Genomic DNA, 17,730 nt, shown 5'->3' with positions numbered 1-17,730 from the left:
GACTACTTCTTCTTGAAGATAAAAGCGGCTTTCCCCGGAAAGCCGCGATGAACCTAAAAAAAGCCCCTAAAACTAGGAGCTTATCTTGATCTAATCAACACTGATTCAGCTAGTGGCTACCCACAGTGTGTTACTGACGAACTGTTATTCAATGTTCTGGATCTGCTCACGCATCTGTTCGATAAGAACTTTAAGCTCAACGCCCGATGCTGTGATGTCTGTGCTGATAGACTTAGATGCTAGCGTGTTTGATTCACGGTTGAACTCTTGCATCATGAAGTCAAGTTTACGGCCACAAGCGCCACCTTTCTTCAATACTACATTCGCTTCTTTCACGTGAGAGTCTAGGCGGTCTAGTTCTTCTGCTACGTCTGACTTCTGAGCCAGTAGGATAAGCTCTTGCTCAACGCGAGAACCTTCAAGTTCAATCTTCGCATCTTCAAATTTGGTAAGAAGACGCTCACGTTGCCATTCTAGGATCTCAGGCATGCGTGCACGAACTTTAACGACTTCTTCAGTGATTGCATCTAGACGCTGAACGATGAGCGCTTTCATGTTTTCGCCTTCACGAGCACGAGCGTCAATGAACTCTGCGATTGCATCGTTGAATGCTTCAAGTAGATCTTTGTTGATGGCATCCATGTCTTGCTCTGGCGTTTCCATTACGCCAGGCCAGTTCATGATTTGGAATGGGTTCAAACGGCTGTCTTCACCTGTCATCGTCATTACTTGGTTAGCAGCATTGATTACTTGCTGAGCCAAACCTTCGTTAATGCTTAGCTCGCCTTTCGCTGCTGGGTTTGCTTCAAAACGTAGGTTGCATTCAACCTTGCCGCGAGCTAGACGCTTACGGAAACGCTCGCGTAGGATTGGCTCTAAACCACGGAACTGTTCAGGCATACGGAAGTAAGTTTCTAGGTAGCGTTGGTTTACACTACGGATTTCCCATACTGCTGTACCCCAATCGCCTTTTACTTCTTTGCGCGCGTACGCGGTCATACTATAAATCATCGAATTTTCCTGTCTTTTATCATTCTGAAAATAACGCGCACGCATAGTATCACGATATGGTGTGCTCCCGAAGCTTGTCGATTTTCCGTTATAAATAGCCTTCACGGTAAGTATCTTTGAGTCGTAAGTCGCCTTAAGTAGTAGGCCACTTTGAATGGTAAATAGATTTGAAAGATAAACTGCTATATAATCTTGCCCCAATCAAAACTGTCTCACCCCTTTCTTAGGTGATGCACTCTTTCGATAGTAAATCACTTCAGACTGTTAATAAGGTAGATACCAATGCGTCCAAATGACCGCGCTGTAGATCAAATTCGTCCAATTAAAATTACTCGTAACTACACTGCTTATGCTGAAGGTTCTGTATTAGTTGAGTTCGGCAACACTAAAGTTCTATGTAATGCGACGGTAGAAGAAAACGTACCGCGTTGGTTGAAAGGCCAAGGAAAGGGTTGGGTAACAGCTGAATACGGCATGCTTCCACGTGCGACGCACACTCGTAACCGTCGTGAAGCGGCGAGCGGTAAGCAAGGTGGTCGTACGATGGAAATCCAACGTCTGATCGCGCGTAGCCTACGTGCTGTTGTTGATTTAAAAGTAATGGGTGAAATCATGATCACTGTCGATTGTGATGTTATCCAAGCTGACGGCGGTACTCGTACTGCTTCTATTTCAGGTGCAAGCGTTGCAATGGCTGATGCTATCAACAGCTTACTAGCAAGCGGTAAATTGAAAAAGAACCCAATGAAAGGCCACGTAGCGGCAGTTTCAGTGGGCATCGTTGGTGCACAAGCACTGTGTGACCTTGAGTACGTTGAAGACTCAGCAGCCGATACCGATATGAACGTTGTAATGACGGAAGACGGTAAGATGATTGAGATTCAAGGCACCGCAGAAGGCGAACCGTTCAGCCACGAAGAGCTGATGCAGCTTTTAGCCCTGGCGAATAAGGGCATTGCCGATATTGTTGAAGCGCAGAAGTCGGCGTTAGCAGAATAGTTTTTAGATAGCTCCTTTCACAGGAGCTATTTTTTTGTCTGTAAAACCCGAAAGGGTAGTGCAGAGCGTAAGTTAAGTTTTATTGAATAAACGTAGAGGAAGAACATGAAAGCATATCAACGTGAATTTATTGAATTTGCACTAGAGAAAGAAGTACTTAAGTTTGGTGAGTTTACTTTAAAGTCTGGCCGTAAGAGCCCTTACTTCTTCAATGCTGGATTGTTTAATACAGGTCGTGACCTAGCACGCTTAGGTCGCTTCTACGCAGCAGCATTGGCTGATTCAGGTATTGAGTTCGATGTACTATTTGGCCCTGCATACAAAGGTATCCCAATCGCAACAACAACAGCGGTTGCACTTGCTGATCACCACGATGTGGACACGCCTTACTGCTTCAACCGTAAAGAAGCAAAGAACCACGGTGAAGGTGGCAACCTAGTCGGTAGCGAACTTGAAGGTCGCATCATGTTAGTGGATGACGTGATCACTGCAGGTACTGCGATTCGTGAGTCGATGGAAATCATCCAAGCAAACGGCGCTGACTTAGCGGGTGTGCTTGTTGCTATCGACCGTCAAGAGAAGGGCAAAGGCGAGTTGTCTGCGATTCAGGAAGTAGAGCGTGACTTCGGTTGTGCAATTATCTCAATCGTTAGCCTGACTGACTTAGTGACTTTTCTTGAAGAGAAAGGCACAGACGCAGCACATCTTGAGTCAGTAAAAGCGTACCGAGCTCAATACGGAATCTAATTCGTAAACTGAAGAAGTTGAACCTAATGGTTTAGTGCCTTAGGTTTAGAGCTTAAAAAAGAAAAAGGCCCGAGAGATAACTCTTTCGGGCCTTTTACTTTTCTATTGAGATGAGCTGCTTTCTTATCTATTTATAACGAATACCGCGCTCCATTTCTGGGTCTTCCATGGTTTTGAAGCGTTTGTGTAGCCACATCCATTGCTCTGGGGCTCTTAAGATAATCTTCTCAAGATAGCGGTTCATATACGCTGCTGCCGCTTTTTCATCTTTCTGCGGATAGTTATCTTCGATTGATTCGTCGGCCATGATTTCATATTTTCCGTCGGCATTTCTAAAGCCAGACCCAATAACGATCGCGCATCGGCTGGTGTAAGCCAAAATGCTGGTTCCTGTGGTGGTACTTGCATCCTCTACTGCAAAGAAAGGCACGAATACAGATTTATTGCGACCGTAGTCATGATCAGGGAGATAGAATAGGCGATCTCCGTTACGCAGAACGCGTATCATCTTTTTCACATCTTTACGATCAATAGTCAGATTACCATTGTGGGTTCGGCCCCAAAACTGAATAAGGTTATATACAGCGTTGTTGTGTGGGCGATACACGCCATATCCATGCTGCCCGAGTACGGCAAAAGCGCGAGCGGTAATTTCAAGGTTGAGAGCGTGCACACAACAAAGTAGAACGCCTTTACCGTTTTTGCTATGCGATCTCATTACTGCAGTATCTTTATCAACCAGCAACATTTTAAATCGCCACGTAGGCCAAAACCAAGTAATGCCGGTTTCAATCAACGCTAATCCAGTATTTTTGAAGTTTTCTTTAACTAATTGATTTATTTCTTCTATGGGCTTTTCAGGAAAGGCTAGCTCCATATTACGAGTTGCAATATCAACCCGCTTTTTACCAAAACGCACGCCTAGTAAGCCAAGTCGCTGCCCTAAGGAGAGCAACACACGGTAAGGTAGCAGGTTAACAATTAGAGCCAACAACCCAAAGCCTAGCCATACGGGCCAGTATTTAGGGTGAAGCAGTAAGAGTGAAAATTCAGGCTTATCATATGTGGTTTTGTTCATATATTTGGCTTAATGCTGATTACTATTCGATTTGTGCACTCAGAAGTGCCCAATACTCTTCAAAGTTCGCTGTCGGTTGATATTTGAAGTCCGAGCGAACAAATCGATTTAAACTTCCTTCAACCTGACCTAACAATTGAGCCGCTAAGATTTTTTCATCAACCGGGAATGACTTCCCTTCGCGAAGCTTTCTTTCTCGTAGAATTTGACGAAGTTGCGTCTCAATACGTTCGAAAAGCTGATTGATGCGATCGCGTAGGCGTTCATTTTCAAACATTAGAGCATGACCAGATAAAATTCGAGTCAGGCCTGGGTTACGTTCTGAGAAAACCAAGATAAGTTGTAGCACTAGGCGTATGCGCTCTAGTGTGTCTTTCTCTTCATCTAGAATACGGTTGATTCGAGACATCAACGCTTCTTCAATGAACTCGATCAAGCCTTCAAACATGCGAGCTTTGCTTGGGAAGTGGCGGTATAACGCAGCTTCAGAAACACCAACTTGCTTGGCCAACTTTACCGTTGTGATACGAGAAGCACCTTCGGTCGATTCCAACATTTGTGCTAGAGCTTGCAGGATTTCTTCACGACGGTTTGATTTTCGAGTACCGGCCATCTATTTACTTCCTTTCCTAAAGATGAGGATTGAGTGAAGAAGGATTATAAACACCATTCAATTCTGTTCCTAGTTTTGTAAGACCTAGGTCAACAGAATCGAGAGGTGTCAGCGTATTGTCAGGGTAAAATTGTGCGTTTATACGTCAATAAGCTGTTGGATCTGATTAAGGATCTGGAAACCAAGAGAGTCTTTGCTGTCTAGAGGTAGAGATTTATCGCCACCTTTCCAATAAAGGTGCAACTCATTACTACTACTATTAAAGCCTTGGCCTTCGACAGAGACATCGTTAGCGCAAATCATATCGAGGTTCTTTCTTTCCAATTTTCCGCGCGCATACTTCTCGACATCTTGAGTTTCTGCTGCGAAGCCGACAGTAAATGGACGATCTTCGATCATTGAGGCAACGGAAGCCACAATGTCTGGGTTCTTAACCATTTGAATGGTCATGTCATCTTTACCATCGACTTTTTTAAGCTTCTGGTCTGCAATGGTCTCTGGGCGGTAATCAGCAACCGCAGCGCAGCTGATGAAAATATCATGCTGAGCAGCATTGGCATTCACGGCATCAAACATCTGTTGTGCGCTGTCTACATCAATGCGATTAACCTGATTTGGTGTCGCGAGTGATACAGGGCCACTAATTAGAGTTACCGTAGCACCTTGTTTCGCGGCCGCTTCAGCCAGTGCATAGCCCATCTTGCCCGAGCTATGATTGGTAATGTAACGAACTGGGTCGATCGCTTCGCGAGTTGGACCCGCAGTAATTAACACCGAACGGCCAGTCAGAGGTTTAGGTTGGAAGAAGTCTTCACAACGATGAACCAGTTGCATTGGCTCTAACATACGCCCCATACCAACATCGCCACAGGCCTGTTCACCAGCTGCCGGACCCCAGATTTCACATCCACGACGTTTTAGCGTTGCGATGTTCTCTTGAGTTGCAGGGTGGCTGTACATTTGTTGGTTCATTGCTGGGGATACCGCAACTGGCGCATCGGTTGCTAAAACCAAAGTGGTCAGTAGGTCGTTACCCATGCCTGCGGTCATGCGCGCAATAAGGTCTGCGGTTGCGGGTGCTAATAAGACTAGGTCAGCCCATTTCGCCAGTTCGATGTGTCCCATGGAAGCTTCAGCAGCAGGATCAAGTAAACTATCAGACACTGGCCTTCCAGAGACAGCTTGCATGGTGAGAGGAGTAATGAACTCCTTAGCCGCATTAGTCATGACGACTTGTACCTGCGCACCACGTTCGATTAAGCGTCGAGTCAGTTCGGCACATTTATAAGCTGCGATACCACCACTAATGCCAAGTAGGATTTTTTTTCCAGCTAGGCCTTGTTGGTCAGCGTTATCCAGTTGATTAACCAATGTTTGCATGATTCTGTTCCTTAATTTCTCTGGGACTAACGATATCAGAACAAAGGATTAGTGCCTAGAAGCAGAATTGGAACAGGTTTGACACTCATCAAGTTGATGTTATCAAACTTATCAATTACACGGTTTTGCTAGGCATTAGTCTTCTTTATAAAGCTGTGGAAGCTCTCCGTAGACAAACGGATTAGGCTGATGGATCGTATTCATCACCCTAGATAGCCTTTATATGCCTATAAGTAAAATGCCTGTTGAGTCGATGCCAAGAGAAAAGTTACTGAGTAGAGGCCCCGACTCCTTAAGTGATGCGGAGTTGTTAGCTATATTTCTTCGAACGGGCACACAAGGAATGAATGTTTTAGAGCTATCAGACAAGTTGATCAAAGATTTTGGTTCGCTTCGCCATCTTTTTTCTGCAACGGAGGCTGAGTTTTGTGCCCATAAAGGGATGGGGCAGGCGAAATATGTCCAGTTGCAGGCTGTTTTGGAGATGACGCAACGTTATTTGGCCGAGACTTTATCTCGAGGGGATGCACTAACTAGCCCAAGTCACACCAAGTTGTATCTTTCGAGTATATTGCGTGATCGCCAGCGAGAAGCCTTCTACATATTGTTCCTAGATAACCAAAACAGAGTAATAAAGGATGAAGTGATGTTTGAAGGAACCATCGATGCAGCATCTGTTTACCCGAGAGAAGTGGTTAAACGGGCACTTCATCATAATGCTGCCGCTTTAATCCTAGCGCACAACCATCCTTCCGGTGTCGCAGAGCCAAGCCAAGCAGATAGGCGAATTACACGCAGATTAACCGACGCATTGGCACTAGTGGACATCCGAATTCTCGACCATTTTGTCGTTGGAGATGGCGAAGTTATCTCTTTTGCAGAGCGCGGATGGATTTGAATCACATTTTAGGTTGTTAGTTGCGTTAAATCTGCTATCATTCCGCCCACATTTTAGAACCTTAAATCAGCTCTGATTACTCAAATAGCTGCCCTGTTCAAAAAAAGATCACGAAATCCTTAAAAAGGATCTGTTCGGGTCTTGAGCAATGCATGTCAAGTTAGTATAATACGCGACCTTTGATAGCCTTGAATGGATTTTCCATTATGGTTTTTACCTCTATTTTCAGAATTGATAGAGAGGTTCGGCCACCAAGGTTGATATCGAGCTGAAACGATTTGGAGAGACATTCATGTCCCGAGTATGTCAAGTAACTGGTAAGCGTCCAGTAACGGGTAACAACCGTTCACACGCACGCAATGCTACCAAGCGTCGTTTTCTGCCGAACCTACAAACTCACCGTTTCTGGGTAGAGAGCGAAAAACGTTTTGTTAAACTACGTCTAACTGCTAAAGGCATGCGTATTATTGATAAGAAAGGCATCGATGCTGTTCTTGTTGATATCCGTGCACGTGGCGAAAACGTTTAAGAGGAATTAAGCAATGGCTAAAGGCATTCGTGAGAAAATCCGTCTAGTATCTTCTGCTGGAACTGGTCACTTCTACACAACTGACAAGAACAAGCGTAACATGCCAGGCAAATTTGAGATCAAAAAGTTTGATCCAGTAGTTCGCCAGCACGTTATGTACAAAGAAGCTAAAATCAAGTAATTGATAGCCCCTTTGTCTCTTCTTTTATAGAAGAATAAATTAAAAACCCAGCTTATAGCTGGGTTTTTTTATGCCCAAAATTTGGGAAGCCCCAGTGTTTTTGATAAGGGTAAGCATTATTGGCTCAATTTGGCACCTACCGTACAGACGTTACACTTGCCGATGAGCTTATGTGATAGAAAATTACTCAGGATAGAATGTGTCGCCATTTTCACGATATACTGAACACTCAATAGGTTAGATGAGCAGAATCATATGAGATATCGTGGACGTCGATGGAACAACATACTCATGTTAAGCGTGATCGCTTTTATTGGGGTGCTAAACCTTCCAACATTGATCAAAACGTACCTTATCGAACCTGAGCCTGAACTTCAGGCAAGCAGCCCTTACCCTTATCTTTTAAACCCAAAAGCAGAACTTCAAGCCTTACACTTTACTAAGTGGTCGGTAGTGCAAGAAGACGGCCATTGGGTTTATCAAATGAAAGAGTCTGTCTCAGAGCAAAGTGTGAGTGCCCAAGAGTTATCGCAACGCTGGCAACAGCTAGTAGGCACGGAAGTCGACGCTAAAACTTATACTGACCTGACTCCCCAGCTTAATACGCCGCACACCATTGAAGTTTGGTATCAAGACCAAGAAGAGCCACAGCGTATTACCTATTATCAGCTTGCTGAGTTTTGGTTGCTAAAAAACTGGAATGATCAGTGGTTGGCGGTGTCTATTGAAGAGAGTTACTTGTTTCCAAGCTTTGGCTCAGAAGATTCATTTAAATCAGACCATCTCTTTAAAGCAGACAAGCTATCTATATCAGACAAACCACCTAAATCGGACGACTAACTATGCCTGAATTACCCGAAGTTGAAGTAAGCCGCATGGGGATCTCGCCTCATTTAGTTGGCGAGACGATTAAAACTCTGACTTTTCGTACACCTAAACTGCGTTGGGATATCCCTCAAGAACTTAAGAAATTAGAAGGGCAGGTGATTCGCTCTATCTCACGCCGAGCTAAGTACCTATTGATAGAAACTGATACCGGAACAGCCATTGTGCACCTTGGTATGTCTGGCTCACTGCGCGTGTTAGACGCAGATTTCCCGCCAGCAAAACACGACCACGTGGATCTTAAGCTAACCAATGGCAAGATATTGCGTTACAACGATCCGCGTCGCTTTGGTGCGTGGTTATGGTCGGCGCCTGATGAAATACATACAGTATTACTGGGTTCTGGTCCTGAGCCACTAACTGACGACTTCAACGCAGATTACATTGCTGAGAAAGCAGAAAAGCGTAAGGTTGCCGTCAAACAGTTCATCATGGACAACAAAGTAGTGGTCGGTGTGGGTAATATCTACGCCAATGAAGCTCTGTTTTCTTCACGTATTAATCCTTTGCGCTCTGCAAGTAAGGTTACAAAACAAGAGTGGCTCTTGTTAACTAAAGAGATCAAGCAAGTACTCACGACGGCTATCAGACAGGGTGGAACAACGCTAAAAGACTTTGCCCAAGCGGATGGAAAACCGGGATATTTTGCTCAAGAGCTGCAGGTTTATGGTAAGGCTGGTGAACAGTGTCCTAACTGTGAAGAGCTGATTCAGGAACTTAAAATCGGGCAAAGAAACACGTTTTATTGCTCTAGCTGTCAGGTATAGATGTGTCCTTCTCAATACAGAAGTTGATATCACTTGAGGCTGTGTCTAGGGCACTTTATCTGATAAAATTACGGATATTATTGTGGAACTTGTCGTCTTCATTTCTAAAGGCAGAGTCTACCTCTAGAGCTTTGTTGATAATTCCTTGCCTATGGCTGCTGGCTTTGCCTTCGTTACATTACGTAAAAATAAAATATAAAGAGAAACTATGAAGATATTTTATTATCTAAAACATGCCTTGCTCTCTATCGCACCTCGTTTGTATTTTTCAAAACAGTTTGAAAAGCTGGAAAATTCATATTCCGGTCAAGCTGACTATATAAAAACCAGAGTAAATTATTATGTGAAAGGGCTCGGCGACTTTGATAAGGCTAGTCTAAGCTGCGAGATTAATAATTATTCTCGAAAAGGATATACATCTTATTTCTTTGATCTTAAAGAGTTTCTTCATTATTTTCCAAAGTACTTTCGTTTCAGTTACTACTTTGGTGATGAAACGCATATAGAGCCAGTTCCAACTTTATTTAAAGCTCGTCCGATTGATGGGAACAATAGTAACTCTGTACTATTTAAATTAGATAAGCGTCGTCATTTCCGATTCGTGGATGATAGCTTAAGTTTTTCTGATAAAAAAAATATGGCCGTGTTTCGTGGTGCTGTGACTCAACCACATAGAATTCGTTTTATGGAAACTCTGTATGGTCATCCACTGATGAATGCAGGTCAATCGAATACTTCAGAGCAACACCCAGAGTGGCAACAGCCATTTATGACAGTAGAAGAGCAGCTTCAATACAAATTCATTATTTGTCTTGAAGGGAACGATGTTGCATCAAACTTGAAATGGGCAATGTCTTCAAACTCACTTGTCGTTACTCCAAAAATGAAGTTTGAAACGTGGTTTATGGAAGGCACTCTACAGCCAGGCATACATTATGTAGAGGTGAAGGATGACTGGTCGGATTTTGAGCAAAAAATTAAATACTATTTAGACAACCCTAAAGAGTCTGAACAGATGATCAAAAATGCGCATGAATACCTTGCTCCTTTCCAAGATGAACAACTAGAAAAATTGGTTTGCATTAAAACACTTCAAGAATATTTTAGACTATCTGGCCAAGCTATTAACGAACACGCTATTAACGAGCAAGACAAATGAAAATTCTGATTATTGGCCCGTCATGGGTTGGAGACATGGTAATGTCTCAAGGCTTATATATTGAGTTGCAAAGACAGTATCCTGACGCAAAAATTGATGTTTTAGCGCCAGCGTGGTGTAAGCCTATTTTGGAAAGAATGCCACAAGTCAATCAAGCTCTTGAAATGCCACTAGGGCATGGGCAATTTGATCTGAAATCTCGTTATAAGATCGGCAAATCGTTGAGGGAAGTACAGTACGATAAAGCGTACGTATTACCTAACTCCGCGAAATCAGCTTTAATTCCCCTGTTTGCACGCGTCCCTGAACGAGTTGGCTGGAAAGGTGAAATGCGTTTTGGTTTGCTTAATGACGTTAGAACCAATAAAAAAGCGTTTAAATACATGTTAGAGCGGTATGTAGCGTTAGCGCACCCTAAAGCTGAAATGACGGGTAGTGGTTGTTTAGGTGAATTGTCATCATTACCTTTTCCAAGCCTACAAGTTGTTGACTCCAGCCAACAAGAGGCTATGGAGCAATTTGGTTTAAACAATCAAAGGCCTGTCCTTGGTTTATGTCCTGGTGCTGAGTTTGGCCCTGCGAAACGTTGGCCTGATAATCACTTTGCAACAGCAGCGACAGCGATGATAAAGCAAGGTTACCAAGTGTGGTTGTTTGGCTCGGCTAAAGATCGTGAAGTAACCCAAAAGATAATCGAACAAGTCCCTGTTAATATGCAGCAGCATTGCTTCAATTTAGCTGGAGATACGAGCTTAATTCAGGCTGTAGACTTGATCGGGGCTTGTCGTACTGTCGTTAGCAATGATTCTGGGCTGATGCATGTGGCCGCTGCGGTGGGCTGTAATGTCGTGGCTGTTTACGGCTCTAGTTCACCTAAATATACGCCTCCGCTAACGAACAAACTGGCGATCATCAATACCGATATTGAGTGCCGACCTTGCTTTGAACGAACTTGTCCCAAGCAGCACCTAAAGTGCCTCACTGAGTTAATGCCGAGTAGAGTCATTAGTGCTATTGAGCAGTTTGATGTTATTTCCCAAGGCAAAATATAAATAAGGTCGTTATATGAGCATCGTCGTTCGTTGGGCCTATACCGCGCTACTTTTCCTTGTTAGCCCTATTCTGCTTTGGGGCTTATATCGCTCCAAAGCAAACAAACCGCCTTTTGGTCATCGCTGGAAAGAGCATTTCGGATTTACACCGCCTATTAAGAATAGACAATCGGGTGTGATTTGGATTCATGCCGTTTCAGTAGGGGAAGTGCTGGCGAGTAAAAAGTTAGTTGAACAACTGGCGATACAAAACCCAGATAAAAGAATACTGATCACTACAACAACGAGTACAGGCGCTGAGCAGGTCGAAAAGATGAGCGGTTCGATTAGCCATCGTTATATGCCTATTGATTTTAGTTGGTGTGTTCAACGTTTTATCAACCACATTCAGCCAGACAACATGCTCATTATTGAAACGGAATTATGGCCGAACACCATTAACACCGTTGCTAAAAATGATATTCCGATGATATTAGTCAATGGACGATTATCAGAAAAATCAGCCAGTAATTATCAAAAAATGAGTTCGTTAATTTATCCGACTATCTCTAAGTTAAGTTTAATATTGACGGTACACTCTGATGATAAATCTCGATTTGAGTTACTAGGTGCGCCGAGCGAAAAAGTCATTGTCACAGGGTCAATTAAGTACGATGTGTCGATTGATAATAATGTAATCGCACAAGGCGAGCATCTTAAAGATATTTTGGGGCAGGGTAGGCAGATTGTTGTCGCCGCGAGCACTCATGCGGGCGAAGATGAACAAATTTTTAGAGCTTACCAACAAGCCAAAATCCAACGGCCAGAATTGCTGTTAGTGATAGTGCCTCGTCACCCTGAACGGTTTGATTCAGTTGCTGAATTGGCCAAAAACCAAGGCTTAGTTTTGGTTCGTCGAACCGAAGTTGTTGACGAGTTACCGCTCGATGTCGATGTTTACCTAGGGGATACGATGGGAGAGCTTATGGTTATGCTTTCTGCGAGCGATCTTGTCTTTATGGGAGGAAGCCTACTTGGAAAGAAAGTAGGAGGGCATAACTTCATCGAACCTGCGCTGCTTCAAAAATACTGCTTAACAGGGCCGAACTATTTCAATTTTGCAGACCTGGCGAATCAATTGATCGACTCGAGCGCACTGTCTGTTGTAGCCGATGAGAATGAGCTTGCTTTACAAATGATCAGTGCATTATCCAAGCCTAAAGAGTTAATTGAAAAAGGGCGAATAGGCTATGGTATAGTTCAACAGAATCAAGGTGCGTTACAACAAACACTCCAATTGATACATCATTCAGCCACCAATAATCAGTCAACCAATATTGAGACATCACCATGATCAAAACTTTTGTTATTCATGTAAGCAAAGGCTACGAAGAACGTAGAAAACATATAGATAAGCACCTGCCAGAAGTGGGCATCACTGATTACGAATATATGTTAGCTGGTGATATCGATGATCTATCTGATGACGTTAGAAATGGTTTTTTTGACGACTCACTGAGGCTCCCTGAGAAGTCTTGCTTTTATAAGCACTACTTAGTGATGAAAAAAGTCGTAGAAGAACAAATTCCACAAGTATTAGTGTTAGAAGATGATGCTTTTTTAAATAGCGATTTTATTGAGCAACTAGAAGCTTTCCAAAATGAACTTCGTGGTGAAGAAAAGTATCTTGTAAATATTGAAGAGGCATCGAGCTTAGTACCTGCATCAGTAAGAGTTCCAAATCAACATCTGTACTTGTGTAAAACGAACAAGCTTACTGGTGGTTTGCTTTATGACCTTAGTTTTGCTCGTGCAATGGTAGAGCATATGGAAAGCAATATAACTGACGCACCTATTGATGGTTATATTGGTAATGAGCGAACGACATTAGAGTACAATATTTTTTGGACACATCCACCTTTGGTTCGTCAGGGCAGTAAAACCGGTGCATTTGATAGTGAGTTGAGTGGTAGAACCTCAGGACTTTATGCGACGGTTAGAAGTTGGTTTAAAGAGGGATACCGAACTCATGTTCGAAGCCATGTCAGCAGCAAGCACAAAGCACTTTTTAAAAATATTACGAAGTACTAAATTATGAAATCAGAATTGGCTAGAAAACACTTAACATTTGTCATTTATGGCAATGATAGAACTTACTATCAAGGCGCAAGATTTTGCATTTTGTCTTTTTTAGCCAATTGGGTTGAGGCAAATGGAACTAGGCCTGAAATTTCTGTTCTAGCAGAAGAGCCTGAGCACTTCGCTAATATGCCAATTAAAGTGTTTCCGATATCGCCTGATCAAAAGGCTGAATGGAGTCTAGACAATACTTATCACTTTAGAATTAAGAACCGCGGCTTAAAATATCTTTGTGATAATTTAGAGTTGAGTCCTGAAGATAAACTGCTTTTTCTAGATACAGATACGTACTTTAACGTGCCAACAAATGTTTACTTCGACTCTATATCGGATAAAAACGCGTTACTGTTTTGCTCAGAAGTGAACATCAATACTTTGCCAAGCACCAATGAGTATGCACATATCAGAGATAGAGATATAAAACTTATGGATGGCAGTGTTTACCGCACCAATCCAGACTCTGTTATGTGGGCGTCGGCAGTCATTGGTATCACCGGAAAACACTCATCGGCTTTTGATTATGCCGATGTGTTGATTCAAGCGTTACGTCAAGAAGGGTGTGAGGCACACACTTTAGAGCAGTTTGCGTTATCTGAAGCGCTCTCTACACAGGTGAATATTGAACCAGCGAAAGCTTGGCTCAATCATTATTCAACGAGTGGACGAAAAGACTGGGCGAGAACGGTGTTGGAACGGTTCTTTGAAGCACATGGAGATAAACCATTTGAAGAGCAAATACGCTTAGCTAAAGAAGTGTCCTTCAAGCGCCCTCTTGCTGAAGTGATTCGAGGGCATATCTATAAAAAGAAAAAGAAACTTCGTAAGTTATTTGGTTTGAAAGAAGAATAAATCATAGACTCTCAAGGGTACTCACTTTGTACCCTTGTTCAATTTGTGAAAAATCAAAGTGCTGAGCATCAATCCTTCCTAATCGAACTTCTTTTTCGAATGAGCGCTCGAGTCGCTTTAGATTACTCTTTTTCCAGTTGCTGCCTGTCTGCGTTAAGCATTTATCAAAATCGATAATCCAAACCTTACCTGCTTTATCTACGAGAATGTTATGGATATTGAGGTCGGTATGATTGACCCCTGCATCGTGCATTTTTCGAATTTGATGGCCAATATCGTTGAAATGGGTATCGGATAGTTTTTTGTTCGACAATATCTTTACTAAGTCTTCGGCGTCGGAAATCTTTTCAATTAAAATATCGGCTTTGTAAACGATCCCTTCTCTCGATACCTTTGCAGCAACTGGGCTTGGGACATTAACGTTATGTTTAGCTAGAAGCTCAAGTAACATTAACTCTTGGTATGCTCGTGAGCTCTCTAATCCAGTAAATAAATAGCTGTCTCTAATTAGCTTTCCAAACAAGCCGCCGCGGTGATAATGTCGAAGAGCGAAATCGCTTTTTTCTCCCTTAACAAACCATGTTGTTCCTCTACCTTGAGCGTGCCCCAGTATTGCTTGATTCGCCTTCCAATAATCTACAGAAAAAGCCAATTCAACGTCTTCGGTGAGTAATTTAGGGTTATACCAGTACGTTGTTTTATGGATTTGCTTTGTTGTAAACATGAATCACTGTCTCGTATTGGGGAGTTTATGGCATACTTGGTAGAACAGTATATCAAACGCCGAACAGATTAATGAACGATTCATGTAGTTACCAAAAAATATTAGTTGTTGCCACTCATTGCATTGGTGATAGTTTGTTGATCTCTGCTTTTACCCATAGTCTGAGAAAAGCGTTTCCGACCGCCACAATAGATGTTTTAGTGAATGCTAGAGGGGAGATGGTTTTTGGTACCAATCCAGACGTTGACTCTTTAGTTGAAATTCCGCCAAGAGCATCCGTTAAGGACTATTACCGAATTTTAAAAACGCATGGTCGATATGATTTAGTCGTCAATGAAATGCTTAATGATAGAACCGCTATCTATAGTTTTATCTTTGGCAAGAAAAGACTTGGTGCAATTGATGAATCGCTTTCTGGCGCCTGGGTTAAAAAGTTAATTTATACTCATTACATTAAAGAACAACATCGCTTTGAGCATAAAATGAGTCGCGTTGCTCGTATGCTGGATACCATAGATGTTAATTGTATTGCACGGCTTGTATCTCCCGAAGAGTTATTACCTTCAGCGGTTCAAAAGAGATTGCCATCAAACTACATTGTTGTGCATGCGCCATCCTCCAACGAAATTAAGCAGTGGCCAGTCTCGTATTGGGTTGAAGTCATCAATCGTCTGATATCTTCAGGTTATAATATTGTCTTATCTGGCGCTAAATTAGAACGAGACGAGACCATTGTTGAACAAATCATTAGCCAAGTTCCTGAATCGAATCAACTGGTCAGTGTTTTGGGGGAATTATCATTAGCTCAAACTTCGGTATTAATAAAACACAGTGATGGTTTTCTTGGACCTGATAGTGGCCCGGGTCACCTCGCATCAGGTTACTCTATCCCAATTGTATCTATTATTAGCGTGGCGCCAGCAAGCATGTGGTCACCTTGGCCATATGAAGAGCCAATTGATGTAACGAACAATTTATACAGCAATGGTGTTAGCTCCCAAAGAGTCGCCAATATTAGACTTGTGCAATCTGAACGTAACTGCGTCCCTTGCTATAAAAACAGATGTCAGATTAGCGATGATGTATATTCGCCATGCCTTCAAGATATCAAGCCAGATAACGTTGTTTCTGCTGTTCTAGAAATGATGCCATTGGAATCGATCAATGAATAACGCTCTTTCTGCTCCAAAATCTATTTGTATTCTGCGTTTATCTGCCATTGGTGACGTTTGTCATGCCCTTTCTGTGGTGCAACTTATTCAAGCTACCTATCCAGAATGTCAGATCACGTGGGTGATGGGAAAAATCGAAGCTCAATTACTTGGTGATATACCTGGAATTCAAGTTGTAGTGTTTGATAAAAAACGCGGCCTAAAAGGAATGAAAGAAGTATGGGGATCCCTACGTCCAACTCGGTTTGATTATTTACTGCATATGCAAGTTGCATTAAGAGCCAGCCTGTTAACGATCGGAGTAAAGGCAAAAGTAAAACTTGGTTTTAGTTGGACACGTGCCAAAGAGGGGCAGTGGCTCTTTACCAACCGCAAGCTACCAAAAACGGACGCATCTCATGTGTTAGATAATTTCTCTGAATTTGCTTACTTTTTGGGGTGTTCCAAACAGGTGCCGACATGGGATCTTGCTTTGTCTGATGAAGATCAAAGACTATCGATGGAGCTTGCGCATGAGCCGTATATTGTTATTAGCCCTGCCGCGAGTAAAGATGAGAGAAACTGGTTAGTTGAGCGCTATGCCGCTGTCGCCGATCACGCTTATCAGTTAGGCTTTAAAGTGGTTTTTTGTGGTGCTCCAACGGATAGAGAGCGCAATTTAACCGACAATATCTCTCAGCACATGACATCACCTTGTATTAACTTAGTAGGCTCAACCTCGTTAAAGCAGCTTACCGCAGTGATTGGTAAATCCAGTGTTGTGATCGCTCCTGATTCAGGGCCTGCACACATTGCGACGACTCAAGGTGTCCCCGTGATTGGTTTGTATGCGCACAGTAACCCAATGCGAACAGGGCCTTATCATAGTTTAGACAGTGTGGTTTCTGTCTATGAACAGATTGCTGAAGAGCAACACGGTAAAGCGGTTGACGAGCTTCCATGGGGAACCCGAGTAAAAGGAAAAGATCTTATGGCTCTTATTTCAACAGAATCGGTGATTGAGCAGCTAGACCGTGTATTAGGCCGATTGAAAAACAAGAAAACATCCAGTGAATAAAGGAATGTCATGAAAATAGCAATATACCCAGGTACTTTTGATCCAGTGACTAACGGCCACTATGACTTAATTAAACGTGCTGCATGTATGTTTGAAAAGCTTGTCATTGGTGTCGCAGAGAGCCCAAGTAAAGCCACCTTATTTAGCTTAGATGAGCGTGTGGCCTTATTGCGAGAAACTTGCCATGAATTACCTAATGTCTCCGTCGAGGGTTTTAGCGGCTTGTTGGTTGATTTTGCGACCGAGCAAAATGCCTCAATTTTGGTGCGTGGCTTAAGAACAACAATGGACTTTGAGTATGAGTTTGGTTTGACGACAATGTATCGTCGATTAAAACCAGAACTAGAGAGCCTGTTTTTGACACCTTCAGAAGAGTTTGCTTTTTTATCATCAACATTGGTTCGTGAAGTCGCTATTCATGGTGGAGAAATAGAGCAATTTGTTCCAGGGTGTGTTCATCAAGCTGTTGTCGCTAAAGTAAAAGCTTTTAAAAATTAAGTGATTATGAATA

At 42.7% G+C, this 17,730-nt stretch carries 20 protein-coding genes; 15 read left to right on the top strand and 5 right to left on the bottom strand.

The genetic code is table 11. The annotated features are described in order from the left end of the window. Window positions 1-144: 144 nt before the first annotated feature. Window positions 145-1,011, bottom strand: coding sequence for a YicC/YloC family endoribonuclease (locus tag AB6D80_RS08670; protein ID WP_009847984.1), 867 nt, complete (start codon window positions 1,009-1,011; stop codon window positions 145-147). Between the two features lie 282 nt (window positions 1,012-1,293). Here AB6D80_RS08670 and rph point away from each other — a divergent pair, with 282 nt between their 5' ends. After that, the gene (rph, locus tag AB6D80_RS08665) at window positions 1,294-2,010 is read left to right on the top strand and encodes a ribonuclease PH (RefSeq protein WP_019826449.1); all 717 of its coding nucleotides are present in this window, start codon (window positions 1,294-1,296) and stop codon (window positions 2,008-2,010) included. A gap of 105 nt (window positions 2,011-2,115) precedes the next feature. Next, window positions 2,116-2,757, top strand: coding sequence for an orotate phosphoribosyltransferase (gene pyrE / locus AB6D80_RS08660; RefSeq protein WP_004735727.1), 642 nt, complete (start codon window positions 2,116-2,118; stop codon window positions 2,755-2,757). 127 nt (window positions 2,758-2,884) lie between these two features. Here pyrE and lpxL read toward each other — a convergent pair whose 3' ends face one another. From lpxL to coaBC, 3 genes are all read right to left on the bottom strand, one after another. After that, the gene (lpxL, locus tag AB6D80_RS08655) at window positions 2,885-3,835 is read right to left on the bottom strand and encodes an LpxL/LpxP family Kdo(2)-lipid IV(A) lauroyl/palmitoleoyl acyltransferase (protein ID WP_371701528.1); all 951 of its coding nucleotides are present in this window, start codon (window positions 3,833-3,835) and stop codon (window positions 2,885-2,887) included. A gap of 22 nt (window positions 3,836-3,857) precedes the next feature. Then, window positions 3,858-4,448 carry a nucleoid occlusion factor SlmA gene (gene slmA / locus AB6D80_RS08650; protein WP_017100198.1) on the bottom strand — a complete coding sequence of 197 codons (591 nt, stop codon included), beginning with the start codon at window positions 4,446-4,448 and terminating at the stop codon, window positions 3,858-3,860. Window positions 4,449-4,586: 138 nt separating this feature from the next. Beyond that, the gene (gene coaBC / locus AB6D80_RS08645) at window positions 4,587-5,828 is read right to left on the bottom strand and encodes a bifunctional phosphopantothenoylcysteine decarboxylase/phosphopantothenate--cysteine ligase CoaBC (protein WP_371701530.1); all 1,242 of its coding nucleotides are present in this window, start codon (window positions 5,826-5,828) and stop codon (window positions 4,587-4,589) included. 223 nt (window positions 5,829-6,051) lie between these two features. Here coaBC and radC point away from each other — a divergent pair, with 223 nt between their 5' ends. The 10 genes from radC (at window position 6,052) to AB6D80_RS08595 (ending at window position 14,266) form a co-directional block, all read left to right on the top strand. Then, a complete protein-coding gene (gene radC / locus AB6D80_RS08640; protein ID WP_012603038.1) occupies window positions 6,052-6,726 on the top strand; it encodes a DNA repair protein RadC in 675 nt (224 codons plus the stop codon). A 292-nt stretch (window positions 6,727-7,018) separates the two neighbouring features. After that, complete coding sequence (rpmB, locus tag AB6D80_RS08635) at window positions 7,019-7,255, top strand: 50S ribosomal protein L28 (RefSeq protein WP_004728407.1); 237 nt, start codon at window positions 7,019-7,021, stop codon at window positions 7,253-7,255. Window positions 7,256-7,268: 13 nt separating this feature from the next. Then, on the top strand, window positions 7,269-7,436 hold the full coding sequence (gene rpmG / locus AB6D80_RS08630; RefSeq protein WP_002535344.1) for a 50S ribosomal protein L33: 168 nt from the start codon (window positions 7,269-7,271) through the stop codon (window positions 7,434-7,436). Between the two features lie 291 nt (window positions 7,437-7,727). Then, window positions 7,728-8,276, top strand: a complete 549-nt coding sequence (locus tag AB6D80_RS08625) for a hypothetical protein (RefSeq protein WP_372188309.1) — start codon at window positions 7,728-7,730, stop codon at window positions 8,274-8,276. A gap of 2 nt (window positions 8,277-8,278) precedes the next feature. After that, window positions 8,279-9,088 (top strand): bifunctional DNA-formamidopyrimidine glycosylase/DNA-(apurinic or apyrimidinic site) lyase, encoded by an 810-nt coding sequence (gene mutM, locus AB6D80_RS08620; protein WP_009847978.1) that lies wholly within the window; start codon window positions 8,279-8,281, stop codon window positions 9,086-9,088. Between the two features lie 208 nt (window positions 9,089-9,296). Beyond that, a complete protein-coding gene (locus AB6D80_RS08615) occupies window positions 9,297-10,247 on the top strand; it encodes a glycosyl transferase family 90 (RefSeq protein ID WP_372188307.1) in 951 nt (316 codons plus the stop codon). Further along, the gene (gene waaF / locus AB6D80_RS08610) at window positions 10,244-11,299 is read left to right on the top strand and encodes a lipopolysaccharide heptosyltransferase II (protein ID WP_372188305.1); all 1,056 of its coding nucleotides are present in this window, start codon (window positions 10,244-10,246) and stop codon (window positions 11,297-11,299) included. Before AB6D80_RS08615 ends, waaF begins: the two co-directional genes overlap by 4 nt. 13 nt (window positions 11,300-11,312) lie before the next feature. Then, entirely contained in the window at window positions 11,313-12,632 is a 1,320-nt protein-coding gene (gene waaA, locus AB6D80_RS08605; RefSeq protein ID WP_372188303.1) for a lipid IV(A) 3-deoxy-D-manno-octulosonic acid transferase, read from the top strand. Beyond that, the gene (locus AB6D80_RS08600) at window positions 12,629-13,369 is read left to right on the top strand and encodes a glycosyltransferase family 25 protein (protein WP_017097386.1); all 741 of its coding nucleotides are present in this window, start codon (window positions 12,629-12,631) and stop codon (window positions 13,367-13,369) included. Before waaA ends, AB6D80_RS08600 begins: the two co-directional genes overlap by 4 nt. A gap of 3 nt (window positions 13,370-13,372) precedes the next feature. Then, window positions 13,373-14,266, top strand: coding sequence for a hypothetical protein (locus AB6D80_RS08595; RefSeq protein WP_372188301.1), 894 nt, complete (start codon window positions 13,373-13,375; stop codon window positions 14,264-14,266). A gap of 1 nt (window position 14,267) precedes the next feature. Here the strand turns inward: AB6D80_RS08595 and AB6D80_RS08590 are convergent, their stop codons facing one another. After that, window positions 14,268-14,990: a 3-deoxy-D-manno-octulosonic acid kinase gene (locus AB6D80_RS08590; protein WP_372188299.1), complete on the bottom strand. Its 723-nt coding sequence runs from the start codon at window positions 14,988-14,990 to the stop codon at window positions 14,268-14,270. A 71-nt stretch (window positions 14,991-15,061) separates the two neighbouring features. On the opposite strand from AB6D80_RS08590, the gene AB6D80_RS08585 reads away from it, so the two are divergent. From AB6D80_RS08585 to coaD, 3 genes are read left to right on the top strand one after another with little or no spacing between them, the layout of a single operon-like run. Beyond that, window positions 15,062-16,162, top strand: coding sequence for a glycosyltransferase family 9 protein (locus AB6D80_RS08585; protein WP_372188297.1), 1,101 nt, complete (start codon window positions 15,062-15,064; stop codon window positions 16,160-16,162). Next, window positions 16,155-17,219: a glycosyltransferase family 9 protein gene (locus AB6D80_RS08580; RefSeq protein ID WP_372188295.1), complete on the top strand. Its 1,065-nt coding sequence runs from the start codon at window positions 16,155-16,157 to the stop codon at window positions 17,217-17,219. The genes AB6D80_RS08585 and AB6D80_RS08580 overlap by 8 nt, the downstream gene beginning before the upstream one ends. 9 nt (window positions 17,220-17,228) lie before the next feature. Beyond that, a complete protein-coding gene (gene coaD / locus AB6D80_RS08575) occupies window positions 17,229-17,717 on the top strand; it encodes a pantetheine-phosphate adenylyltransferase (protein ID WP_372179505.1) in 489 nt (162 codons plus the stop codon). The last annotated feature ends 13 nt before the right edge of the window (window positions 17,718-17,730 follow it).

The sequence above is a fragment of the Vibrio sp. 10N.247.310.17 genome (assembly GCF_041466605.1).
GTDB classification, from domain to species: Bacteria; Pseudomonadota; Gammaproteobacteria; order Enterobacterales; family Vibrionaceae; genus Vibrio; species Vibrio tasmaniensis_A.
This window is presented reverse-complemented; position numbering and strand designations above follow the sequence as displayed.